The 24,518-nt window shown below is 70.3% G+C and carries 20 protein-coding genes; 14 read left to right on the top strand and 6 right to left on the bottom strand.

Going from position 1 to position 24,518, the window contains the following annotated elements:
• Window positions 1-2 precede the first annotated feature (2 nt).
• Both AC1C2S_RS03030 and AC1C2S_RS03025 read right to left on the bottom strand, forming a co-directional pair.
• Entirely contained in the window at window positions 3-944 is a 942-nt protein-coding gene (locus AC1C2S_RS03030; protein WP_495351057.1) for a 5-dehydro-4-deoxyglucarate dehydratase, read from the bottom strand.
• A complete protein-coding gene (locus AC1C2S_RS03025; RefSeq protein WP_495351056.1) occupies window positions 941-1,855 on the bottom strand; it encodes an NAD-dependent epimerase/dehydratase family protein in 915 nt (304 codons plus the stop codon). Before AC1C2S_RS03025 ends, AC1C2S_RS03030 begins: the two co-directional genes overlap by 4 nt.
• Before the next feature lie 163 nt (window positions 1,856-2,018).
• Between AC1C2S_RS03025 and AC1C2S_RS03020 the strand changes: the two genes are divergently transcribed.
• From AC1C2S_RS03020 to AC1C2S_RS02955, 14 genes are all read left to right on the top strand, one after another.
• Window positions 2,019-3,029, top strand: coding sequence for a LacI family DNA-binding transcriptional regulator (locus tag AC1C2S_RS03020; RefSeq protein ID WP_495351055.1), 1,011 nt, complete (start codon window positions 2,019-2,021; stop codon window positions 3,027-3,029).
• Window positions 3,026-4,108, top strand: a complete 1,083-nt coding sequence (locus tag AC1C2S_RS03015; protein WP_495351054.1) for a M24 family metallopeptidase — start codon at window positions 3,026-3,028, stop codon at window positions 4,106-4,108. Before AC1C2S_RS03020 ends, AC1C2S_RS03015 begins: the two co-directional genes overlap by 4 nt.
• 39 nt (window positions 4,109-4,147) lie before the next feature.
• Window positions 4,148-5,101, top strand: a complete 954-nt coding sequence (locus AC1C2S_RS03010) for a DUF6807 domain-containing protein (protein ID WP_495351053.1) — start codon at window positions 4,148-4,150, stop codon at window positions 5,099-5,101.
• The gene (locus AC1C2S_RS03005; protein WP_495351052.1) at window positions 5,098-5,901 is read left to right on the top strand and encodes a cupin domain-containing protein; all 804 of its coding nucleotides are present in this window, start codon (window positions 5,098-5,100) and stop codon (window positions 5,899-5,901) included. The genes AC1C2S_RS03010 and AC1C2S_RS03005 overlap by 4 nt, the downstream gene beginning before the upstream one ends.
• On the top strand, window positions 5,894-6,988 hold the full coding sequence (locus tag AC1C2S_RS03000; RefSeq protein WP_495351051.1) for a Gfo/Idh/MocA family protein: 1,095 nt from the start codon (window positions 5,894-5,896) through the stop codon (window positions 6,986-6,988). The genes AC1C2S_RS03005 and AC1C2S_RS03000 overlap by 8 nt, the downstream gene beginning before the upstream one ends.
• A complete protein-coding gene (locus AC1C2S_RS02995) occupies window positions 6,981-7,925 on the top strand; it encodes a family 43 glycosylhydrolase (protein WP_495351050.1) in 945 nt (314 codons plus the stop codon). The genes AC1C2S_RS03000 and AC1C2S_RS02995 overlap by 8 nt, the downstream gene beginning before the upstream one ends.
• A gap of 189 nt (window positions 7,926-8,114) precedes the next feature.
• Window positions 8,115-9,428 (top strand): ABC transporter substrate-binding protein, encoded by a 1,314-nt coding sequence (locus tag AC1C2S_RS02990; protein ID WP_495351049.1) that lies wholly within the window; start codon window positions 8,115-8,117, stop codon window positions 9,426-9,428.
• Window positions 9,429-9,512: 84 nt separating this feature from the next.
• Window positions 9,513-10,523 carry a carbohydrate ABC transporter permease gene (locus tag AC1C2S_RS02985; RefSeq protein WP_495351048.1) on the top strand — a complete coding sequence of 337 codons (1,011 nt, stop codon included), beginning with the start codon at window positions 9,513-9,515 and terminating at the stop codon, window positions 10,521-10,523.
• A complete protein-coding gene (locus AC1C2S_RS02980) occupies window positions 10,520-11,437 on the top strand; it encodes a carbohydrate ABC transporter permease (RefSeq protein WP_495351047.1) in 918 nt (305 codons plus the stop codon). The genes AC1C2S_RS02985 and AC1C2S_RS02980 overlap by 4 nt, the downstream gene beginning before the upstream one ends.
• Before the next feature lie 7 nt (window positions 11,438-11,444).
• Window positions 11,445-12,107 (top strand): hypothetical protein, encoded by a 663-nt coding sequence (locus tag AC1C2S_RS02975; protein WP_495351046.1) that lies wholly within the window; start codon window positions 11,445-11,447, stop codon window positions 12,105-12,107.
• The gene (locus AC1C2S_RS02970) at window positions 12,104-13,327 is read left to right on the top strand and encodes an alpha-L-fucosidase (protein WP_495351045.1); all 1,224 of its coding nucleotides are present in this window, start codon (window positions 12,104-12,106) and stop codon (window positions 13,325-13,327) included. Before AC1C2S_RS02975 ends, AC1C2S_RS02970 begins: the two co-directional genes overlap by 4 nt.
• Window positions 13,328-13,644: 317 nt before the next feature.
• Complete coding sequence (locus AC1C2S_RS02965; protein WP_495351044.1) at window positions 13,645-15,696, top strand: beta-galactosidase; 2,052 nt, start codon at window positions 13,645-13,647, stop codon at window positions 15,694-15,696.
• Between the two features lie 43 nt (window positions 15,697-15,739).
• Window positions 15,740-16,522: a ThuA domain-containing protein gene (locus tag AC1C2S_RS02960; RefSeq protein WP_495351043.1), complete on the top strand. Its 783-nt coding sequence runs from the start codon at window positions 15,740-15,742 to the stop codon at window positions 16,520-16,522.
• On the top strand, window positions 16,519-17,622 hold the full coding sequence (locus AC1C2S_RS02955; protein WP_495351042.1) for a glycerate kinase: 1,104 nt from the start codon (window positions 16,519-16,521) through the stop codon (window positions 17,620-17,622). The genes AC1C2S_RS02960 and AC1C2S_RS02955 overlap by 4 nt, the downstream gene beginning before the upstream one ends.
• Window positions 17,623-17,637: 15 nt before the next feature.
• Here AC1C2S_RS02955 and AC1C2S_RS02950 read toward each other — a convergent pair whose 3' ends face one another.
• The 4 genes from AC1C2S_RS02950 to xylB form a co-directional block, all read right to left on the bottom strand.
• Complete coding sequence (locus AC1C2S_RS02950; protein ID WP_495351041.1) at window positions 17,638-17,958, bottom strand: hypothetical protein; 321 nt, start codon at window positions 17,956-17,958, stop codon at window positions 17,638-17,640.
• Between the two features lie 155 nt (window positions 17,959-18,113).
• Window positions 18,114-19,301, bottom strand: a complete 1,188-nt coding sequence (locus tag AC1C2S_RS02945) for an endo-1,4-beta-xylanase (protein WP_495351040.1) — start codon at window positions 19,299-19,301, stop codon at window positions 18,114-18,116.
• Window positions 19,298-22,807 carry an endo-1,4-beta-xylanase gene (locus tag AC1C2S_RS02940; RefSeq protein ID WP_495351039.1) on the bottom strand — a complete coding sequence of 1,170 codons (3,510 nt, stop codon included), beginning with the start codon at window positions 22,805-22,807 and terminating at the stop codon, window positions 19,298-19,300. Before AC1C2S_RS02940 ends, AC1C2S_RS02945 begins: the two co-directional genes overlap by 4 nt.
• A gap of 148 nt (window positions 22,808-22,955) precedes the next feature.
• A complete protein-coding gene (xylB, locus tag AC1C2S_RS02935) occupies window positions 22,956-24,350 on the bottom strand; it encodes a xylulokinase (protein WP_495351038.1) in 1,395 nt (464 codons plus the stop codon).
• Window positions 24,351-24,518: the final 168 nt, after the last annotated feature.

Here is a 24,518-nt window from a genome sequence, read left to right as displayed (position 1 = left end):
GTTCACCGCACCGCGGCCGGACTCAGGCGTTCGGCCAGCGCGAGCCCGGAATCGAGGAGTGCGGAGAGTCGGGCCTCCTGCTCGGGTGTGGGATCGACGAGCGGCGGCCGCACCGAGCCGACCTCGAGGCCGCGCAGCCGCAACCCGGCTTTCACGAGCGACACCCCGAACCCGGGCGTCTCGTCACGCAGGCGCACGAGCGGGGCGTAGAACTCGCGGAGGAGCAGGATCCGTGTCGCTTCGTCGCCATCGGTGTACGCGCGGTAGTGCAATGCGGCGACTTCGGGGATCATCGCGAACGCCGCAGACGAGTAGAGCGGGATGCCGATGCCGCGGTAGGCGCCCTGGCTGAGCTCCGCTGTGAGCAGCCCGTTGAAGAACGCCAGCTCGCGGCCGGTCGCCTCTGCGGCGAGCACGATCTCCTGCGCGAGGCCGATGTCGCCGGTGCCGTCTTTGAAGCCGACGATCTTCGGATTCGCGGCGAGCCGCGTGATCGCGTCTGCCGTGTAGCGCGCGGTGCCGCGGTGGTAGACGATGACGGGCAGGTCGGATGCCGCGGCGACGGCTTCGACCCAGGCGATGAGCCCGTCGGTGGTACCGGAGACGAGGTAGGGCGGCAGGAGGAGCAGGCCGTCGGCGCCTGCTCCGGCAGCGCCGCGGGCGAGTTCGATGGCGTGGCCGAGCGGTCCGCCGGCGCCGGCGATCACCGGCACCCGGCCCCCGACCGCGGTCACGGTCGTGCGCACGATCTCGATCGCCTCGCTCGCCGAGAGGGCGTGGAACTCGCCGGTGCCGCACGCGGGGAAGATCCCGCCCGGGCCGAAGGGCAGCCGGCCGGCGACGTGCTCGGCGAGCACGCCGTGGTCGACGGTGCCGTCGACCGAGAAGGGCGTGACGGGGAAGAATAGCACTCCGTCGAAGACGGGCACGGGTACGGCGGTCATGAAACCCTCGATTCGGTGAGCGGTGGCTGCGGTGCTGCGGCGTCGAGTTCGCTGCGCCAGTCGTGCTCGGGTTGCCAGCCGAGCAGTGCGGCGGCCTTGTCGATGGCGAAGACCGGGCTCGTGCCCGTCAGCAGATCTGCCGCTTCGCCGAGGCCGGGCGCGTACTCGCGCCAGAGTTCGGCGACGGGGGTGCGTGCGAGTGCGTCGGCGGCGCCGACGAAGAAGCCCTCTCCGTCGACGACCTCGGCGGGCGCGGCGAGCCAGGCATCGACGAAGGATGCCGCGTCGCGGGCGTCGAGGTAGTTGAAGAGGCTCACGGCGGCGAGCGCAGGGTCATCCAGCCGTTCGAGCATGGTGTGGCCCTGCTGGGTGGGCGCGCCGGCCCACTCTTCGGGGGAGACGATGTAGCAGGGGCGGAAGTAGCCGTACGCGCCTGCGGCCGTGCGCGAGAACATGCGCACGGCCTCTTCGATGACGAGCTTGGAGAGGGCGTAGGCGTTCGCCGGCTCGACCGGGTGCGTCTCGTCGATCGGCACCGCCGACGCCCGCCATGCCGGTGAGCTGTAGCCGATCAGCGTGGGGCTGCTCGCGGCCAGTACGCGCGCCACGCCCGTCTCGGCGGCCGCAGCGAGCACCGTGTGTGCGAGCGCGGTGTTGGTCAGCAGGATCTCGCGCTCGGGTGCGCTGAACGGCACCGCGATGCCGGCGAGATGCACGAGGGCGTCAGGGCGTACTCCGTCGATGACCGCGAGCGCGGCGGCGGTGTCGAGGAGGTCGACCTCGCGCTCGTCGATGCCGTCGATGCCGGCCGGCGAGCGGTCGGCGCCGACGACGGTGTGACCGGATGCCGCGAGGCCGGCGCAGAGGGTGCGGCCGAGCCTGCCCGATGATCCGGTGACGAGGATCCGCATCCGTGCTCCTGACGTTTCGAGAAACCGCTTTCTCCGCCAGAGCCTAAGTGAAACCTGAGGTGTTGGGCAAGCCGGCGGCTACACTGAGGAACCGGTTTCCCGTTGTGCGCGACCAGATGCGACCATGAGAGTCCGCCGCGCTGCGGCGCGAGAGGAGTGCACGATGGGCGAACGCAGCCGAGCGGTCACGATCGCCGACGTCGCGGCCCGCGCGGGGGTCTCGCAAGCGTCGGTGTCCCGCGTGCTGAACGGCAAGCAGTCGGTCGATCCCGTGATCGTGCGCAGCGTGCAGGCCGCCGTCGCCGCGCTCGGGTACTCGCCGAGCGTCGCGGCCCGCAGCCTCGTGCACGGGCGCAACGACACCGTGGCGATGGTGGTGCCCGACCTCGAGAACCCATTGTTCCAGGGCATCCTCAAGGGGCTCAGTCTCGCCGCGGCATCCGATGGCTATCGCGTGCTCGTCGCCGATACCGCCGAGCTCGTCGACGACGAGGAGGCCGTCGCCGTCGAGGCGCGGCAGCGGTGCGACGCGCTCGTGCTCTGCGCACCGCGCATGCCTGAAGAGCGCCTCCGCCGCCTCGTCGAACGGGTCGCGCCCGTCGTCGTCGTCAACCGGCCGTTGCCCGGGGCCGACGTGCCGATCGTCGGCGTCGACTACGTTCGCGGTGTCCGTGACCTCGTCGAGCACCTGAGCGGTCTCGGTCACCGTCGCATCGCCTACGTCAGCGGTCCGACGACGAGCGCCTCGAACGCCGAGCGACTGCGCGGCGTCGAAGAGTCGCTCGCCGCCGACCCGTCGGTGCGCATCGATTTGATCCCGGGCGGTTCCCGCCCCGAAGACGGCGACGGCGCGGCCGAAGCGGTGCGTGATGCCGCGCGGGGCGGAGTGACGGCCGTCATCGCCTTCAACGACCTCGTCGCCCTCGGCCTCATGACCCGGTTGCGCGAACTCGGTGTCGACGTGCCCGGCGAGCTCTCGGTCGCCGGCTTCGATGACGTGCCGATGTCGCGATATGCGACACCGCGCCTCACGAGCATGTCGGTGCCGCGCGGCGAGATCGGCGCGCAAGTGTGGGCGCGACTGCGCACGTTGATCGCCGGCGGCCCGATCGAGCACTCGGTTCTCTACCGGCCGCGACTCGAAGCCCGCGAGAGCACGGGGCCTGTGCGATGAGCGCTGCAGACCGCCTCGCGAAACGCACCCGGGTGCTCGCCGTGCTCGATGAACGCGGCGTCGATGCGATCGTGCTCCGCTCGCATGCGTCCGTCGCGTGGTACCTCGACGGGGCCCGTACCCACGTCTCGCTCGCGGGCGACCCGGTCGCGGCGATCGTCGTGAACCGCAGCGGCGACGAGCTGCGGGTCTTCGACAACGAGGCCGATCGGCTGCTCGCCGAAGAGCTCGACGGCGCCGACGGGCTCGACGTCGTGCGGGTGCCGTGGCACGACGCCCTCGTGCCGGTCGGGCTCGCCGCGATCGACGAGACCGATGCCGCCGCCGAACTTCGCGCGGCGCGCGCGAGCCTGCTGCCCGGCGAGCTCGCCCGATACCGCGCGCTCTGCCGCGAGGTCGCCCAAGCGTTGACGGATGCCGCGAACGCCGCCGATCCTCGCGACACCGAGTTCGACGTGGCGGCGCAGCTGGCCGCCGACCTCGTGGCCCGCGGCATCGATCCGCTGGTCACGCTCGTCTCCGGACGATCGCGGCTCGGCCACCGGCATCCGCTGCCCACCTCGTGGCCGGTCGGCGACCGGGCCATGCTCGTCGTGTGCGGCAGGCGGCATGGCCTCATTGCGAACGCGACGCGCTGGGTGCGCTGGGGCGAGGCGCCGGCCGAGGAGCGCGACGCCGAACGGCGGATCCTCGAGGTCGAGGCGGAGTTCTTCAAGGCGACTCGCATCGGCGCCACGATCGGCATGGCGTTCGAGCGCGGCATCGCGGCCTACGGACGGCACGGCTTCGATCCCGAGGAGTGGCGCCGTCACCACCAGGGCGGGGCGGCCGGGTACGCGGGCCGTGATCCGCGAGCGACGCCGAGCGTGGTCGACCTCGTGCAGGTGCACCAGCCGTTCGCGTGGAATCCCACCGCCCCGGGGGCGAAGGTGGAAGACACGGTGCTCGTCGGCGAGTCGGGCATCGAGGTGCTCACGATCGACCCGCGGTGGCCGTCGCGGCGGGTGGCCGGCCTCTATCGCCCGATCGAGCTCGACCGTGTACGGTTGGATAGCGCTTTCCCATTGACTGGTCCGTGAGACATGCCCGATGATCGACTTGATTCGCGAGGAGAACCGATGCCCGGCATCCGCATCGACCGAGCCGACGACCGACTGCTGATCTGCGCCGGCGAGGCGGTGCTCGCCGAGTACGTGTACCGGCCGACCGACGCGCAGCTCGAGTCGCCGCGGCCGTACTTCAGCCCGATCCGCACACTTGGCGGCGAGATCATCTCGCTGTTCCGCCCGCACGACCACGTCTGGCACAAGGGCATCGCCTGGTCGCTGCCCGTCGTCGGCGACGAGAACTTCTGGGGTGGCCCCACCTTCGTCGCCGGCCAGGGCTACGTGCAGTTGCCCAACAACGGCACGCAACAGCATCGCTCGTTCACGGATGCCTCGGTCGGCGGGCCCGCTCGCGCGGTCGAGCGCCTCGACTGGGTCACCGAGGCCGGCGAGACCATCTTCGCGGAGCAGCGCACGATCACTGCGAGCCGGCTCGAGTTCGCCGACGGTGAAGAGCCGGCAGCCTGGTTCCTCGGCTTCGAGACGAGCCTGCGCAACGTGAGCGACCACGGCATCTCGATCGGCTCGCCCACGACGCGCGGCCGAGAGAACGCCGGTTACGGCGGGCTGTTCTGGCGGGGTCCGCGTTCGTTCACGGGCGGCGAGCTGCTCGCGCCCGGGGTTGCGGGCGGTGACGAGCTCCGAGGCATCCGCTCGCCCTGGATGGGATTCAGCGGTCGCCACGACGGCAACGACGCGGCTTCGACGATCGTGATGGTCGACGACCCCGGCAACCTGCAGCATCCGCCGCAGTGGTTCGCCCGGTCTGAGGACTTCGCGTGCCTCTGCCCTGCACCGTTCTTCAGTGAGGAGCACCTCGTCGAGCCGGAGGAGACGCTCGTGCTGCGATACGGCGTCGTGATCGCCGACGGGGCGAGGGACCCCGCGCGGGCCGAGCGACTCGCCGATGCGGGCGCGGCGGCGCTGCGAGCATCCGCGACGACGACGACGGCAGCCGCCTCGTGAGCGCCCAGACCCCCGCCTTTCCGGGCTCGACGTCGGTGAGCGCACTCGAGGTGTACTCGAGTGTCGCTCCCGACGGGCTCGCCGGCGGCACGCCGCACCTGCACACGGTGTCGACCGAGGCGTACCTCGTGATCTCGGGCCGGGGCCGGCTGCAGACGGTCGACGGGTCGGGCTTCGCTGAGCATCCGCTCGAAGCCGGCTCGCTCGTATGGTTCGCACCGGGCGTGATCCATCGTGCCGTGAACGACGGCGAGCTCGACGTGCGGGTGATCATGCAGAACGCCGGGCTGCCCGAAGCGGGCGATGCCGTCATGACGTTCCCCGACGAGGTGCTCGCAGACCCCGAACGGTACCGCGCCGCGGCGACCCTGCCGCCCGCCGACCGTCCCGCCGACGAACTCCTTGCAGCAGCGCTCGCCCGGCGCGACCTCGCCGTCGAGGGCTTCCACGCCCTCTTCGGCCCCGACGGGAAGATCGACGCGTCGCGCCTGACATGTCTCTACGAGCGGGCGGTCGCGCTCGTTACGCCGCGGGTGCCCGAGTGGCGCACTCGTTGGGAGGCCGGCGCCCTCGCCGTCGCCCGCGAGACCGGCGACCGCTTCGACGCACTCGACGCCGGCCACGATCCGGGTCTCGCCGACGCCCGCGTGACCGGCGCGCCGGCCACCGACGCATTCGGCATGTGCGGATGCCTCGTGCGTTACGACACCCGGCCGGCGCTGGCGTCGATCGTGCAGCCCGCCCCGATTGCAGAGTCCGCTCTGCCATCGCAGACCTCGCAGAAAGAGACCCATGCCTGACACCGCCCCGCTCCGCGCAGCGATCGTCGGCACCGGCGCCATCGCCAACGCGCACGCGGCGGCGCTCGCCGCCGCACCCGACGCCGAACTCGTGGCCGTCGTCGACCGCGACTTCGCCCCGGCGCGTGCGTTCGCCGAGCGATGGGGAGTGCCGACCGTGGCCGACTCCCTCGAGGTGCTCCTCGCGAGCGGCACGATCGACGTGCTGCACGTCTGCACGCCGCCCGGCGTGCATGCCGCGCAGGCGATCGCGGCCCTCGACGCGGGCCTCCACGTCGTCTGCGAGAAGCCGGCTGCGCTCTCCCTCGACGAGCTCGATGCGATGACGGATGCCGCGCGGCGCAACGATCGGCGCCTCGCGGTCGTCTTCCAGCAGCGCACCGGTTCGGCCGCCGCGCATGTGCGCGGCCTGTTCGACTCGGGCGCGCTCGGCCGCCCGCTCGTCGCGACGTGCCAAACGCTCTGGTATCGCGACCCCGCGTACTTCTCCGTGCCGTGGCGCGGCAAATGGGCCACCGAGGGCGGCGGGCCGACCCTCGGCCACGGCATCCACCAGATCGACCTGCTCGCGTGGCTGCTGGGCGACTGGGCGAGCGTGCAGGGCCAGCTCTGGCGCCTCGGGCGCGAGACCGAGACGGAGGACGTCTCGACGGCGGTCATCTCGTTCGCGGGCGGCACCGTGGCATCCGTCATCACGAGCGCCCTGTCGCCGCGCGAGACGAGTTCGATCCGCATCGACACCGAGCACGCCACCGTCACCGTCGACCACCTCTACGGTCACGGCCATGAGCACTGGCGCATCACACCCGCCGCCCATGTCGACCCCGAGATCGCAGCCGGCTGGGCGCTGCCGAGCGTCGAGGAGGCGAGCGGCCACGACCCGCTGATCCGCGACATCTACGCGGCGTTGCGCGCCGGCGAGCCATTGCCGTCGACGGCGTCCGATGCCGCACGCTCGTTCGAGATCGTCACCGCGATCTATTCGTCTGCGGCGACCGGCCTGCCCGTGACGCCCGAGACGCTGCGCGACGACACCGAGCGTCGCCGGAGCCTCGAGAGCCCCGTGACCGACCTGCGTCGTGACTGAGCGCTTGCTCGACGCGGCGCTCTTCCACGACCCGGTGCACGACGGGGCGACCGACCCGACGGTCATCCGCCACCGCGACACGGGGGAGTGGTGGATGTTCTACACGCAACGACGCGCCTCGGTCGACGAACCCGGCGTCGCATGGGTGCACGGCAGTCGCATCGGCATCGCGCGGTCCGCCGACGCAGTCGACTGGCGTTACGCCGGCACCGTGCAGGGGCTCGAGCGAGGTGTCGGCGCCGAGACGCACTGGGCGCCCGAGGTCATCGACGACGGCGAGCGGTATCGCATGTACCTCACGGTCGTCGATGGCATCCCCGACCGCTGGGAGGGACACGCGCGGCGCATCATCGAGTATGTGAGCGACGATCTCGAGAGCTGGTCGTTCGCCGGCGGGATCCCACTGAGTTCCGATCGGGTCATCGATGCGTGCGTCGCGCATTGCCCCGACGGGAGCTGGCGGCTCTGGTACAAGGACGAAGCGGATGCCTCGACGACGTGGGTCGCCGCGAGCGACGACCTCGAGTCGTGGCGGGTCGAGGGCCGCGCCATCGGCGAACGACCGCACGAGGGTCCGAACGTGTTCGAGCTCGGCGGATGGTGGTGGATGCTCGTCGACGAGTGGCGCGGCATGGGCGTGTACCGATCGGCGGACGCGATCATGTGGGCGAGGCAGGGCGGGCCCGACGAGGTGGTCCTCGGCGAGCCGGGGCGGCGAGCCGGCGACGAGACATTCGGACGGCACGGCGACGTGGTCGTCGACGGCGACCGGGCCACGCTCTACTACTTCACGCATCCGCACTGGGACGGCTCGGAGCTCGGTTCGAGCGACGACGCAGCGGCGCGTCGAAGCGCGGTGTTCTCGGCTCCCGTGCGGATCGTGGATGGCAGGCTGATCTGCGATCGCGATGCCGAATGGTCGAAACCTTCCCGTTGACCGGGAGACATCATGCGCCAGACGTGCGTGAGCGGCTGGGACGTTTGGTCACGAATTGAAACGATTTTGCGGATTCAGTTGACCGACTGAACTCGCTCGGCTAATTTAGGGGAAGCGCTTTCCCAAGGCGCGAACACACGCAGGCAGACAACGCACCAGGCAGACAGAGACGTTTCCGGGAGGACAACGATGTTCAACATTCGCAATCGCCGCATGGCGGTCGCCGCCGCGGCGCTCACCGCGGGCGCGGCCCTCGTGCTCACGGGGTGCTCGGGCGGCGGCGCAGACCCCGCCGCTACCTACGACCCCGACGAGAAGGTCACGCTCGACCTCGCCTTCTGGGGCAACGATGTTCGCGCCGCCATGTACGACGAGGCGATCGCGGCGTTCAATGAGGAGTACCCGAACATCACGGTCAACTCCTCGTTCCTCGGCTTCCCCGAGTTCTGGGAGAAGCGCCAGACCGAGGCCGCGGGCGGCGGGCTCCCCGACGTCATGCAGTTCGACTACTCCTACCTGCGCCAGTACTCCGAGAACGGGCTGCTGCTCGACCTCGCGCCGTACCTCGGCAACGTCATCGACACCGAGCCGCTCAGCGAGAACATCCTCGGCATCGGCGTGGTCGGCGACGAGACCACCGGCATCCCGACCTCGACGAACGCCTGGGGCATGTACACCAACCCCAAGCTGCTCGAGCAGGCCGGCGTCGAAGAATTCGCCGGCGGCAGCTGGGAAGACTACGACGCCTGGATGAAAGAGGTCACCGACGCGGCAGCGGCGAAGGGTGTCGAGCTCTGGGGCGGCACCGACTACACGGGCCGCATCCAGAACTTCGAGATCCAGCAGCGCGCCCAGGGCGAAGATCTCTTCACCGAAGACGGCGAGCCGAACTTCACCGAAGACGACCTCAAGGCCTTCTGGGAGTCGGGCGACACTATTCGCACCGATGGCACGGTCATCGGCCAGCAGCGCCTCGAAGAGATCTACCCGCTCTCCGCATTCGACTCGGCGCTCACCGCGAGCGAGCTGACGTGGGACAACTTCGGCGCCGGCTACCTCGGCAACCTCGGAACCGAGTTCACCGAACTCGGCCTGATCGAGCCACCGGTCACTGAAGAAGGTGCGAAAGACCTCTACCTGAAGCCCTCGATGCTGCACTCGATCTCGGCCGAGACCGAGCACCCCGAGGCCGCGGCCACACTCGTGAACTTCCTCGTCAACAGCCCCGAGTCGGGCGCCGCGTTCGGCACCAACCGCGGCCTGCCGGCGTCGACGACCGCGCTCGAGGGGGCAGAGCTCGACCCGCTGAGCGAGCAGATCCGCGCTTACGAGGCACTCATCGAGCCGCGCCTCGGCGACGCGCCGCCCGTGCCGGTCGTCGGCTATGGCGGGCTCGAAGAGAAGTTCCGTCTCATCGGCCAGGAGCTCGGTTACGGCACTCTGACCGTCGATGACGCGGTAGACCAGTTCTTCAGCGAGATGGACGTCATCCTCAACCAGTAACACCTGCAGCGACTCCGGGCCCGGTGGCGACCCACCCCGCCGGGCCCGGAGTACTGTTTTCCTCGCAGGAACCGGAGAACCATCGTGAGCACCACGGAAACCCGATCGATCGTCACCGCCGACGCCGACGCACGAAGCATGCGCAAGGCGCTTCGTCAGCTGGGGCGCGACGAGAAGAAGGTGCCGACGAGTGCCGGCAAACGAGCGCAGAATCGTCGAGAGACGGCCGCCGGCTACGGATTCCTCGTGCCGTGGCTGATCGGCTTCGTCGGTCTCACGGTCGGGCCGATGATCTTCTCTCTGTACTTGGCGTTCACGAAGTACAACCTCTTCAAAGATCCCGAGTGGATCGGCTTCGACAACTTCGTGCGCATGTTCACGGACGACCCGAACTTCATCCAGTCGGTGCAGATCACCCTCGTCTACGTGCTGATCGGCACGCCGATCAAGCTCGCGGCGGCTCTCGGCATTGCGATGCTGCTGAACTACCGCAACAAGGGCAGCGGCTTCTTCCGCTCCTCGTTCTACGCCCCGTCGCTCATCGGCGCATCCGTCTCGGTCGCCATCGTGTGGCGTGCGATGTTCTCGACCGGCGGGCCGGTCGACAGCTCGCTGAGCATCTTCGGCATCAACATCGGCGGATGGGTCGGCAACGTCGACCTCGTCATTCCGATGATGATCCTCTTGGCCGTCTGGCAGTTCGGTGCACCGATGGTGATCTTCCTCGCGGGCCTGAAGCAGGTGCCGCAAGAGCTGTACGAAGCCGCCGAGGTCGACGGCGCCGGACCGTTCCGCAAGTTCCGCAGCGTCACCATCCCGATGCTCTCCTCGGTGATCTTCTTCAACTTGCTGCTCGAGACGATCAACGCGTTCCAGGTCTTCGCATCGGCCTACATCATCTCGAACGGTTCGGGCGGCCCCGCCGGCATGACGAACTTCTACACCCTCTACCTCTACAAGCGCGGGTTCGCCGACGGGCAGATGGGCTACGCCTCGGCGATGGCCTGGGTGCTCGTCATCGCCGTGGCGATCATCGCGTTCATTCTGTTCAAGACCCAGAAGTCCTGGGTGCACTACGCGGGAGAGAACCGATGAGCACCACCACGGATGTCCCTCGCGCCGAGTTCATCGAGAACTCCCTCGAGCCGGCGCCCCGGCCGCGTCGCCGGGTCAAGCGCAAGAGCGTCAGCACCGTCATCTGGTTCGTGGTGCTGCTCGCCATGACCGCGATCATCCTGTACCCGCTGGTCTGGCTCGTCTTCTCGACCTTCAAGCCGTCGAGCGAGTTCGGGCAGAATCCGGGCCTCATTCCCGACAACCCGACGATCGACAATTACATCAAGGTGCTCGAGGGTATCGGCGGCACGCCGCTCTGGCGCTTCTTCGCGAACTCGCTGTTCATCGCGGTGATGGCCGTGATCGGCACGCTGTTCTCATCGTCGCTCGCGGCCTACGCGTTCGCCCGCATCAAGTTCCGCGGCGTCGGGGTGCTGTTCGCGGCGATGATCGGCACGCTGCTGCTGCCGTTCCACGTCATCATCATCCCGCAGTACATCATGTTCAATAAGCTCGAGCTCGTCGACACGTACTGGCCGTTGATCCTGCCGAAGTTCCTCGCGACGGAGGCGTTCTTCGTGTTCCTGATCGTGCAGTTCATCCGCAACATACCGCGCGACATGGACGAAGCCGCCCGCATCGATGGCGCAGGGCACGTCCGCATCTTCTTCTCGATCATCCTGCCGCTCATCAAGCCGGCGCTCATCACGAGCGCGATCTTCACGTTCATCTGGACCTGGAACGACTTCCTCGGGCCGCTGCTCTACGTGAACAGTCCCGAGAAGTACCCGCTGCCCATCGCGCTGCGCCTGTACAACGATGCGACGTCGACATCGGACTACGGGGCGACGGTCGCCGTGTCCTTCCTCGCGCTGTTGCCGATCCTGATCTTCTTCATCGTCTTCCAGCGATTCCTCGTCGACGGCGTGGCCACCCAGGGACTGAAGGGCTAGGTTCCGGATGTCTCGAGCCACCGATCGCGCCGCGCGCCGGGCCGCCCTCTCGGGCAGCGGCCCGACGAGCGACGGTGGCGCCCCGCCCCGCTTCCCGGGGGCGCGCAGCGCGTTCGGGCTCCTCGGCGAGGTGCTGCTCGTCGGCATCATCGTCGCGCTGCTCTCACTGCCGGTGATCACGCTGCCGATCGCTCTCGCGGCCGGCGTGCGGCACCTCGGCCGGTTCCTCCGCGCAGAGGAGTCGGGCCTCGAGTGGCTCTGGCGCGATGTGCGGGCAGGCCTCCTCGGCGGCATCGGTGTCGGCGCGGCATCCGTCGTCATCGCGCTCGTGCTGGTGCTCGACATCGATCTCGCGAACACCGGAGCGCTGCCGGGTGGGCCGATCGTCGGCGTCGTCGGCTGGGTCGGCGCCGCTGCGCTCGTGCTGGTGCTCTTCACCGCGGCCGGTCGCTGGAGCCCCGAGCTCGGCTGGCTGGGCGCGCTTCGAGCGGTGCCCGGCGCGCTCCGGGGTGACCCGGCCGGTGCCGCGTATTTGCTCGCGACGGCCGTCTTCGCAGTGGTGGTGACGTGGCAGCTCATCCCGCTCGTGATTCCGGCACTCGGCTGCGTCGCACTCGCGATCGTCGCCGTGCCCGAGCGTCCGCGTCGGGGTCGCGGGGCGGCCGAGTGACTCCTTCGGGTCGTGCCCTGCCGTTGCGTCGCGCGCTGCCGCAGTGGGCGCGCGATGCGACCCTCGGCATCTTCGTGCACTGGGGCCCGTACTCGGTGCCGGCGTGGGCCGAGCCGACCGGGGCGCTCGGTGCAGTGCCCGATGACGAGTGGTTCGCGCACAACGCCTACGCCGAGTGGTATGCGAACACGATCCGCATCGCGGGGTCGCCGGCCGCCGAGCACCACGAACGCGAGTACGGCGGTGCGCCCTACGAGCGGTTTCTCGATCAGTGGCGGGCCGAGTCGTATGATGCCGCCGACTGGGCGCGGCTCTTCCGCGCGGTCGGCGCCGACTACGTGGTGCCGACGACGAAGCACCACGACGGCATCGCGCTCTGGGATGCCCCAGGGTCCGGCGAGCTCACCACCGTCGCGCGCGGGCCGCGGCGCGACCTGATCTCGCCGCTCGCAGAAGCGGTGCGCGCCGAGGGAATGCGCTTCGGCGTCTACTACTCGGGCGGCCTCGACTGGGCGTTCACCGAACTGCCCCCGCTCCGCTCCAGCGACGACGTCGAGCGATTGCGACCCACGGATGCCGCGTACAACGCGTACGCCGCTGCGCATGTCACCGACCTGGTCGACCGGTTCCGCCCTGATCTCATCTGGAACGACATCGACTGGCCCGACGCAGGCAAGACGCCGGGACCGCACTCGATCGAGTCGCTGCTCGCGCACTACCGCAGCGTCGTGCCCGATGGCATCGTCAACGACCGCTGGGGCGCCGAGGTGTGGGACTACCGCACGAGCGAATACGACCACGACACCGATCACGAGGCCGACGCAGGCTGGGAGCACTGCCGAGGGCTCGGCTTCTCGTTCGGCTACAACCGGGTCGAAGACGACTCGCTCACCCTGTCGTCGCGCGAGCTCGCCCGGCTCTACGCCGACGTCGTCTCGCGCGGCGGTCGGTTGCTGTTGAACGTCGGGCCGACGGCTGCCGGGGAGATTCCCGCGGTGCAACGCCGAACGCTCGAGGGCGTCGCCGGCTGGATGACCCGCGTGAAGCCGTTGACCATCGCTCGCCGGCAGATCGGCGAAGACGAGCTCGAGGTGACGGATGCCGCGTGGTGGCGGGCGTGGGCCACGCCCGACGGCATCGTGGCGATCGTCGATGGGCCGGCGGCATCCGCTCGCGCCCGTGACGGCCGCGCCGTGACCGTGGTGTCGCTCCCCGAGTGACCCCGCGCACTCGCCCCGCCCCGCCCGCCCGCGCGCGCCTCGCACTCGCGCGCCTCGCACTCGCGCGCCTCGCCCTCCCGCTCCTCGCGCACTCCCGCCCCTCGCACTCCCGCCCCTCGCGCGGGGCGTGACGACCTTTTGCGCACCTACGAGCTTTGCGATGTACCGTGAGGCGACAAAGGGTCGTCACGGCGTTGCCCACGGCGTTGCCCACGGCGTTGCCCACGGCGCTGCCCGCGGCGTTGCCCACGGCGTTGCCCACGCGTTGCCCACGTCGCGGGTGCGCTTCACCCCTAAGCTGGGAATGCGTTTTCCGAATGCCCGCGATCTTGGAGGAATCACCCGTGCACTACGGCGCCGACTACAACCCCGAGCAGTGGCCTGAAGAGATCTGGCCCGACGACGTCGCGCGCATGCGCGAGGCCGGCGTCACCATGGTGAGCCTCGGCATCTTCTCGTGGTCGCGCATCCAGCCGCGCGAGGGCGAGTTCGACTTCGAGTGGCTCGACCGCGTGATCGCGCTGCTGCACGAGGGCGGCATCGCCGTCGACCTCGCGACCGCAACCGCCTCACCGCCGCCGTGGGCTTCCGCGAATTACCCGGAGCTGCTGCCGCAGGATGAGAACGGCGCCACGTACTGGCCGGGCAGCCGGCAGCAGTTCGCGCCCTCCTCGCCCGTGTACCGACGCCTCGCCGGTGAACTCGTCACCGCGATCGCCGAGAGGTATGCGGGGCATCCGGCCGTCGTCATGTGGCACGTCAACAACGAGTACGGCTGCCACCTGAACATGGACTTCTCGGATGCCGCGCGCGACGCATTCCGCCGCTGGCTGGCCGACCGCTACGGCGCCGTCGACGCCCTCAACGAGACATGGGGCACGAACTTCTGGTCGCAGCGGTACCAGTCGTTCGACGAGATCTTCCCGCCCCGCAAGGCGCCCTACAGTCATAACCCCGGCCAGCTGCTCGACTACCGCCGGTTCACGAGCGACATGCTGCTCGAGTGCTACCTCATGGAGCGCGAGATCATCCGCGCCGCCGGCGCGACCCAGCCGATCACGACGAACTTCATGGGTGCGTTCAAACCCGCGAACTACGAGCAGTGGGCGCCTCACCTCGACCTCATCAGCGACGATGCGTACCCCGACCCGAACGACCCCGAGTCGTACCGCACCGCGGCGTTCCAGCGCGACCTCGTGCGCTCGCTGAAGCCCGGAGTGCCGTGGATCCTCATGGAGCAGGCCACGAACGCGCTCAACTGGCGCCCGACGAACGCGCCCAAGGCGCCCGGCCAGATGGCCGCCCTCAGTGCGCAGGCGATCGGTCGCGGAGCCGACGGCATCCTGTTCTTCCAGTGGCGGCAGTCCCGCGCGGGCGCTGAGAAATTCCACTCGGCGATGCTGCCGCACGCGGGCACCGAGACCCGCACGTGGCGCGAGGTCACCGAACTCGGCCGCAAGCTGGGCGCGCTCGGCAGTCGTGGCGCCCTGCCGACGGCCCCGGCCGACGAGTCCGAGGCCCGCGTCGCACTCGTCTTCGACTGGGAGAACTGGTGGGCCGTCGAGGCCTCCGACCATCCACTGAACGAGCTCGACTACCTCGAGGTCGTGCAGCGCTGGTACCGCGCCCTGCACCGGCGCCACGTGCAGGTCGACATCGTGCCGCCCGAGCGCGTCGACGGCCGCTATTCGCTCGCGATCGCACCGCTGCTCTACCTCCTGCGCGAGCCCGGGGCCGCCGCGCTCACCGCTTTCGTCGAGGGCGGCGGGCACCTCCTCGCCGGCCCGTTCACCGACATCGTCGACGAGCACGACCGGTTCCGAGCAGGCGGGTACCTCACGCAGCTCGGCGAGCTCTGCGGCATCCGCCTCGAAGACTTCGGCGCGCTCGTCGCACCCGGCAGCACCGCCCCCGGAGAGCGCGAGGCGCGCTTCGCGAGCGAGGGCGGTGGGGCCGACCTCGGCTCGGGCGAACAGCTCGGCACGCTCGTCGCGGAAGAGATCGAAGCGACGGATGCCACGATCGAGGCCTCGTTCACGAGCGGCCGCCGCGCGGGGCATCCGGCGCTCACGGCTCGCCGAGCCGGCAGCGGAGTCGCCCGGTACCTCGCGACCGTGCCCGACGAGGCCGGCGCCCTCGCGGTGATCGACCACGTGCTCGCCGATGCCGGCGTCGAGCCGGTCGTCGCAGGCCTGCCCGACCACGTCGAGGCGGCTCGCCGCGGCTCGCTGCTCACGCTCATCCACCACGGCTCGGGCGAGCCCCCGGTCACATTCGCCATGGCCGGTGTCGACGCCGTCACAGGGGAGCACGTCGAACAGGTCACGCTCGCGCCATTCGACTGGGTGCTGCTGCAGCAGCATGCGTGACCGGATGCCCCGCGATACGATGCCCGAAACGCGAGGAGGCGCCATGCACGCCCTCATCCTGACCGGTTCCAGACGCTACGCCGACCCGTGGCATGCCTACGCCGAGACGAGTCCGCGGCTTGCGGAACTCGTCGAATCGGCCGGTTACACGGTGACCACCACCGACGACATCGATGCCGCATTGGCGAGCCTGGGGGTCGACGTCGACCTCATCGTCGTGAACGCCGGCGACCCCGAGGGGCCGAGTCCCGCGGCGACATCCGACACGCCAAGCCTGCCGGACGCACCGGGCGCGCTGGCCGCTCCGGCCGCACCGGAGGCACCGGACGCACCCGAAGGGCCGGACGCACCTGACACCTCCGTGCTTGCTGCGGCGAACGCCGCCCTCGACGCGGCTCTCGACCGAGGCATCGGCATCCTCGCCGTGCATTCGGCCGCCGCGAGCCTGCGCGACTACCCCGCGTACGAGCACGCGCTCGGCGCGCGCTGGGTGCGGGACCACTCGTGGCATCCGCCGATCGGCGACGCCCGGGTGCACATCGTCGGCAACCATGCGATCGTCGACGGGCTCGCCGATTTCGACGTGTTCGACGAGCGGTACACCGACTTCCGGCTCCTCGACGTGATCGAGCCGATCGCCGAGCACGAGCACGAGGGCACCCGGCACCCGCTCGTCTGGGCGCGCGAGATCGGCCGATCGAGGCTCGTCTACGACGCGCTCGGGCACGACGTGCGCTCCTACGACTCGGTCGGCCACCGCGAGCTGCTCGCGCGCTCGCTCGCCTGGCTCGCCGGAGTGCCGGGCCCGACGGCGAACGTGCCGTGAGCCGCGTCGTCATCGCACCCGACTCCTTCAAGGGCACGGTCAGCGCCGCGGATGCCGCGGCCGCCCTCGCACGCGGCTGGCATGCGGTTCGGGTCGGCGACGTAATCGTGCTGCGACCCATGGCCGATGGCGGCGAAGGCACTCTCGACGCGTTCGAGATCGCCGTGCCGGGTGCGCGGCGAATGCCGATCTCGGTGCGCGGACCGGTCTCTGCGCCCGTCGAAACGCACTGGCTGCTGCTGCCCGACGGCACCGGAGTCGTCGAGCTCGCCGCGACCTCGGGCATCACGCTCCTCGATCCGCTCGCGCCGCTCGACGCGCACTCCGCGGGCTTCGGCGAGGCGATCGCCGCAGCACTCGACCACGGTGTCGCCCGCCTGCTGCTCGCGCTCGGCGGCAGCGCCTCCACCGACGGCGGAGTCGGCGCGCTCTCCGTGCTCGGTGCCCGCTTCCTCGACGCAGACCGGCGCCCGGTGCGGCTCGGCAATCGCGGTCTCGGCACGATCGCGCGCGTCGACCTCTCGGGTCTGCGGCCGCTGCCAGACGGCGGTGCGGTGATCCTCGGCGACGTCACCAATCCGCTCCTCGGCAGGGCAGGGGCCGCAGCGGTGTTCGGACCGCAGAAGGGGGCGGATGCCGCGACGGTCGAGGTGCTCGACGGCAACCTCGCGCGGCTCGCCCGACTCGTTCCGGTCGTCTCGCCCGAGGCCCCGGGCGCCGGCGCTGCGGGCGGAGCCGGTTTCGGCTTTCTCGCCTGGGGCGCCGAGATGGGCGGCGGCGCTGCGCGCGTCGCCGATGCCATCGGGCTCACTCACGACCTGGCCGGCGCCGCCCTCGTGATCACCGGCGAGGGACGATTCGACGGTCAGTCCGAGGCGGGCAAGGCGCCGAGCGAGGTGGCCCGCCTGGCCGCGGCGGCGGGCGCGCCGGTGGCGCTCGTCGCCGGGGCGATCACGGCCGAGCCGCGAGGATTCGCGGCATCCGTCGCCCTGGCGGACCTCGCAGGTGGCGCGCCCGCCGCGATGGCGGAACCGGTCAGGTGGCTCGAAGCCGCCGGCGCAGCACTCGCCGGCGGCGCGGCGGGCGATGCCGTGCGCTGAGCGACGCTCGCGGGGTCAGGTGTGGTGCAGCCCCGGATGAGGCTTGGCGGGTTCGGCGCGCACGAACTTTCCGTGGCGCTCGGCCGGATCGTGCGTGTCGGGGTGCTCCTCGGTCGAGGTGTAATCACCGACGGAAGACTCGTCGTCGGCAACGCCGTCGGTTCGCGTGTACTCGCCGGCCACCGTTCGCTTGTGCGGTGCTTCGCCGTCGACCTCGGTGTAGCTGCCCTCGAGGTCGTCGGTGGGCATGGTCTCGTCGGTCGGTTCGGCCTGATCGGCGGGCAGGTTCGGCTCGTCGGGCGACTGCGGCTCAGCGGGTCGGTTCGATTCGGACATCATCGCTCCCTCACTCGTAGATCGGGGCGCCGTCATCGAGGCGACGTCTCGCCTCCCATGCTATGCGCATGAGGTGTGTGAGTGGGCGGGCTGACTCAGCGGCCGGATCAGCGGCCGGATCAGCGGCCGGCTCAGCGGCTGACCCGGCAGCAGGATCAGCGGCCGTCGAGCATGACCGGCTGCTCGCCGCCGGCCCAGCTCACCCGGTAGCTGCCCCGGAACCCGCGTACGACGACGCGCCCCGCGGCATCCGTGCGCATCGTCGTCGGCGCCAGCCACCACTCGCCTTTCACGAGGGCGTGCAGCGCGTCGTACGAGGGTTTCGGCGTGCCGTCGGCCCGCAACAGTCCGATCGGAGCGCCGAGCCAGGCGCCGCGGTCGGTGATGCCCCAATAGTTGATCGCCTCGACCGCCGAGTGCCCGACGAGCGAGCGGTAGTGCCGAGTGAGCTCGTCGGCCTGCCGTGTCTCGCCCTCGGCCGTCGACGGCCACGACGGCACCTGCCAGTCGTTGAGATCGACGATGTGCGCCGGCATGAGCTCACCCGAGACGAGCGAGGTCTCGGTCAGGTGCAACGGCAGTCCGTAGCGCGCGAAGCGGTCGACCATGGCGAGCATCTCGTCTTCGCCCCAGTAGCCCTGGTGCATGTGCGTCTGCAAGCCGATCGCGTCGATGCGGATGCCGGCTTCGAGCACGCCCTCGATGAGACACTCGTACGCGCTCGAGAGGTCGAAGTCGTTCAACAGCAGCGTCGCCGAGGGGTTGGCCGCGCGTGCTTCCTCGAACGCGAGCCGAATCACGGGGATGCGCCCCCGCGCCCGCGCGAGCCGGGTGAGCCCGTTGTCCTCCTGCCCGAAGACGGGCATGATGACGACCTCGTTGATCGCGTCCCACGTGTCGATGAGGCCCGCGAAGTCGCCCACCTCGCGGCGGATGCGCTCGCGCAGCGTCGCCTCCACCTCGTCGAGCGACAACGGCAGCAGCCAGTCGGGTGCGAGCGTGTGCCAGGCGAGCGGATGCCCCTTCACCGCGACATCCCGTGCCGAGAACCATTCGGCGGCCGCTCGCAGCCGCGCGGTGCGGGGCCGGCCCCGCTCGGGCTCGAATTGCTCCCAGTAGAACGGCAGCGTCGCCGTGTTGAAGAGGGCGAGCCAGTGTTCGGCGAGGCGAGCGGATGCCGCGTCGCCCTCGCCGTTGGCATGGTCGACGAGTTCGAAGCCGATGTTGCCGAAGCCGAAGGCGTGGCCGGTCTGTTCGACGGTGACGTCGGTGTCTGCGAGGGGCGCGCCCGAGGCGCAGGTCAGGGTGACCTGCGCCTCGGTGATGCGGTGCTCGAGCGTCATCCTCGGCCCGTGCCCCGATCGTCGTGCCGGCCGTGACCCGAACCTCGGTCGTCGTGCTTCTTGTCGTCGTGCTTCTTGTCGTGGTTGTGCTTCTTGTCGTGGCGTTTGCACTCGGACTTGCCCGGCTGCACGACGATGTCCGCCGAGGCCACCTGCGTCTCGCCGACGACTGCCGTCAGCAGGCGCCTGCCCGGTTTCGTCGATGCGGGCACCGTGACGTCGGATGCCGCGGCACCCGTGGCATCAGTCGTGACGGTTGCGAGCAGCACTCCGGTGTCGTGCTTGCCGTGACCGGCGCTCTCGAGTACGAGCGAGACCACCGAGCCGGGAGCGAACCCACTGAGTGCGACGCTCACGGTGTCGCCCGCGCGCACCTTGCCCGACTCGAGTTCGATCGCCGGGTCGAGCACGGGAGCGGCGACGAGCCGCCCGACGCCCCAGCGCGCCGTCGACTGGTACCCGGTACCCGACGGGTCGGCCCAGTTGCGGATGCTCGTGCGCGCCCCGGCGGCCGCGTCGTTCACCTGGAAGTCGAGCCCGTGGAAGGTGCCGGCGCCGCCGGCCTCGAGCAGGCTGATCGATGCCTCCACGAGGTAGCCGCCGTCGACGATCGTGGTGGCGCTGTCGACGCGGGCGTCTTGCGCGGCCTCGTCGCCCGTGCCGAACGAGACGGCATTCTCGGCGCTGATGCGGATCTGCGTGTCGTCGGCGCGGTAGCCGCCGTTCTTCGCATTGCCGGCATCGACGTAGAGCTCGACGGAGTCCTGCACCCACGGGTCGGAACCCGAGACGTCGACCACGGGGTCGGCCACCTCGGCGAGCACGTAGAGCGTGTCGCCTTGCCAGAGGGTGCGCACCTGCGCGCTCGCGCCGTCGGTGCCCTCCACCTGCTTCTCGGTGGCGACCGTGCCGGCGCCGGCCCAGACTTCGTCGATCGTGCCGTCGACGACAGGCGCCGTCGAGGCTTCGGTCACTTCGAGCGTCGAGAGCGGTTCGAGGAGCGTCAGGGTGCCGACCGCGCCGGGCGAATTCCAGCCGGTGGTCGTGTCACCGTCGACGACGCGCACGTCGAACGGCAGTGTGCTGCCTTCGGCGGCGGCCTCGAGTGGCAGGTGCGCCACGAGGCGGTAACCGTCAGCGGTCGGCGTGGCGACGGCTTCGACAGCCGGGTCGTCGCCGTCGGAAGCCGCGCCATCACGCGACACCCCGGCTGTTGCGTCGCCCCAGGCGAATTCGACGCCGTCGGCGGCATCCGTCGTCGGGTCGTGCACGTCGACGTACGCGGTGAGGTGATCGGTCTCCCAGCGCAGCTGGAACGATGATGCCGAGCCGATCGGATGCTGCGGCAACTGCTGCCAGGCGAGCGCGTCGGTGGCGCCGGCGTCGAGGGCCACGTCGCCGCGGAACACGTTCGCCGTGCGCAGCTGCGCCGGCAGCTCGCCGTCGACGACACCGAAGTAGGCGGGCTTGGCCTGCAACCCGTCGTCGAAGAGCAGCGGTGCACCCGAGTCGTTGCGCCAGCTGCGACCGTCGGTCAGGCCCCACACGCTCACCGAGAACAGCTCGTCGGCGTGCTCCCGGAAGATCCGGAACGCATCGCGGTAGTAGTAGCCCTGCTCGATGAGGCGCGCCTGGGTCACCGGTGTGCCCGTCGTGACGTCGAGCTCCGTGACCGCCTGGCGCAGGCCCATGCCCTCGAAGGCGACGATCGCCTGCTCGAGCGACGCGATCGGGCTCGCGAGACTCAGGTGGAACTGGTGCCCCACCCCGTCGACCGGCACTCCGCGCGCCAGCAGCCGTTCGACGAGTGCGTGGTAACGGTCTCGTTTGCCCGACTGCTCGGTGTTGTAGTCATTGATGAAGAGCGTCACCGGCCGCTCGGCGTCTGGCGCGGCGTAGACCTCGTTGAACGCCTCGTCGGCGTACTGGAAGGCGAGGTCGATGTAGGACTCGCCCAGCACGCGGAACCATTCGCTGCGCCGCAGTCCGTCGTCGAACTCGCCGCCGTCGGAGACGACCTCGTTGACCACGTCGAACGCGTACAGCGGGTTGGTGTCCCCGCCGAACGCGCCGTACGTGTCGCTGAGGTGTTCGGCGACGCTGAAGATGTGGGTGCGCATGCGGTCGCGCAGCACCTGCTGGTCGTCGGCGCTCGTCGTGAGCGGTTCGCCCGCCGCGTTCTGGAAGAACCACGCCGGCGTCTGGCTGTGCCAGACGAGCGTGTGGCCGTACACGGCGACGTCGTTCGCCTGCGCGAACCCCATGAGCGCGTCGGCTTCGGCATGAGGCGTGAACTGCTGGTTCTCGTCGTACCAGGCTTCGGGCTTCATGAAGTTCTCAGCCGTCACCTGGTCGAAGTGCTTCAGCAGCAGTTCGGATGCCGCGCCCGACGTCTCCCGGCTGTCGATCGCAGCTCCCACGGCGAAATCGGCGGTGTCCTTGATCGGCAGCAGGTCTTGCACTTCGGCCTCGCCCGGCTCCCGCACGACGATGTCGTCGATGAGCAGATCAGAGGTGTTACCGCCGTTGTAGTCCGTCTCGAAGTAGAGCAGCGCGGAATCGGCCGCCCCCATCTGGAACGTCTGGCTGACCTGCACCCACTCGCTGTTCGACATGCCCGTGAACTGGCCGAGGGTCGAGTACGAGGTCGACTCGTCGACGGTGCGCGCGATGCTCAACCACACGTCGTCGGCGGGCTGGCCCTCACCGAACTTCACCCAGGCCGAGAGTTCGTAGCTGCGACCCTCGACGAGCACGCCGGTCACATCGTGTCCGATTCCCTGCCCCTGGGATACCCGCCCCGAGACGAGCGCGGACTGCGTGCCGCTGTGCGCCGCCGCGGCCGTGACTGCGACGGATGCTGCGCCGCTGGCGTCGGATCGTGCGGCCCAGCCGTCGAGGCCCTCCTCGAATCCGGTCGTCAGTTTGTCGATCTCCGTGCCCGGTGAACCGCCGCCCGCGGTCGCCGCCGAGATGAGCAGATCGTCGACGAGGTAGTCGTAGCTCGCCGCCGTGCCGAGAGCACCGGTGCCGAGGTAGACCTGCAGCGCGCTCACGTCGGCGTCGGCCGGTACCGTGAACGTGCCGGTGACCGTCGACCACCCGCCGGAGGTCATGCTCGTGTTGCCGATCCAGGCGTAGGAGGGCTTCATCACGAAGCGGATATCCGCCGCCCCCGCTGCATCGTCGGCGAGCTTCGCGCGCATCGAGAGGTTGACGACGTCGCCGGGCGCGAGGGCGTCGAAGAGACCCGCCGGCGACTGGATGCCTTCGTAGTCGTTTGCGCGGCCGCCGATGCGGAGCACCTTGCCGCCATCGTCGTCGACGACGGTGAGTGAGACGCCCCCACTCGGCTCCCAGGCGCCGACCGTGCCGTCTTCGAAGTCCGTCGCGACGAGCGTCACCTCCGCCGCGGCGGCGGGCGACGTCGTGGTCAAGAGCGGCACGAGCAGCCCCGCCGCCAATGTGCCGATGGCGATCTTCTTGAGTGTCGGGTTGAGATTCATGGCGCTCCTTTGCGCAGTCGAACTCGAACGGATCATGCGTGGTGCGTGGTGCGTGGTGTGTGGTGCGTGGTGGCGCGTGTGGTGGTGCGTGGTGGGGCTTTCAACCGAGTTGCCCGATTCCGTCCAGAGTTGGGCGACTCGGGTCGGATCAGGGGTGGGCGCGGGCGGCGTACTGCTCGCGGATCACGGGTCGGGTGTCGGGTGCGAGTTCCTCGTCGAGGTCGAGCGGCCATGCAGGGTGCTCGCCGGTGAGGGCCCAGCTCGCCTGCCGGGCGGCGCCGTCGGCGACGTACTCCCCGGGTGCGGGAACCACGACGGGCACGTCGAAGACCTGCGCGGCGACGCGTCGCACGGCCGGGTTCTGCGCCGCCCCGCCGATGAGCAGCACGCGGCATGCCTCGACCCCCTGCGCCCGAACGGCGTCGAGGCCGTCGGCCAGACCGCAGAGCAGCCCCTCGATGGCGGCTCGGGCGATCGCCGGGCGGTTCGTGTTGGCGAGCGTGAGGCCCGAGAACGATGCGGTGGCGTCGGGGCGGTTGGGGGTGCGCTCGCCCTCGAAGTACGGCACGAGCACGGCTCCGGATGCCCCTGGCTCAGCCGTGAGCGCGAGGCGCCCGAGTTCGGCGTGGTCGACCCCGAGCAGGCCGGCCGTCGCGTCGAGCACGCGGGCGGCATTGAGCGTCGCGATGAGGGGCAGGCGCCGCCCCGTCGCGTCGGCGAAACCCGCCACCGTGCCCGAGGCGTCGGCGATGGCGGCATCCGTCACCGCGAACACCGTGCCGCTCGTGCCGATCGAGACGATGACATCTCCGGATGCCGCGGCGAGGCCGAGTGCGGCGGCGGCATTGTCGCCCGCACCCGCCCCGACCACGATGCCGTCGGGCGTGCGCCCGGCCCCCTCATGCGGTTCGAGCACGCGCGGGAGCACGGCGTCGTGACCGAGCGCGCGCACGAACAGCTCGCGGTCGTAGCCGCTCGGGCCCCAGTACGCCGTGCCGCTCGCGTCGGAACGGTCGGTCGTGAGCTCGTCGAGCACCGGACCGAGCGGCGACTCATCCGACGGCCCGTAGCCGCGCAGCCGCCACGTGAGCCAGTCGTGGGGGAGTGCCACCGCCGCGACGCGCGCCGCGGCATCCGGTTCGGCATCTCGAAGCCAGCGAAGTTTCGTCGCGGTGAACGACGCGACCGGAACGACCCCGGTGCGACGCGCGTACTCGGCGGCACCGACCTCGTCGATCAGGTCACGCGCCGCCTGCGCCGACCGGGTGTCGTTCCACAGCAGCGCGTCGCGGATGACTCGGCCCTCGGCGTCGAGCACGACCATGCCGTGCTGCTGGCCTGCGATCGAGATCGCCTCGACGCCGTCGAGTCCGCCCGCGTCGGCGAACGCCGAGAGCATGGCTCCCCACCAGGCGGCGGGGTCGACCTCGGTGCCGCCGGGGTGGGGCGCGCGGCCGGAACGCACGAGCGCCCCGGTCGCGGCATCCCGGATCACGACCTTGCAAGCCTGCGTCGACGAGTCGATCCCTGCGACGAGCGTCATGCGCCCGCCCGGGACGCGGCGCCCGCTCGGGACGCGGCGCCCGCTCGGGACGCGGCCCCTGCCCTTGCCTGCTCAACCGTCGAAGCGTGCAGCAATTCAGGAGCGCACCCGGCGTGTCGCCGCGACGCGCCGGCCCAGCCGGGCGCGACACGCCTCCGCTCCTGAATT

Source organism: Agromyces sp. Y782, assembly GCF_059445405.1.
Note: the sequence above shows the minus strand (reverse complement) of the source record. Positions and strands in the feature narration are given on the sequence as shown.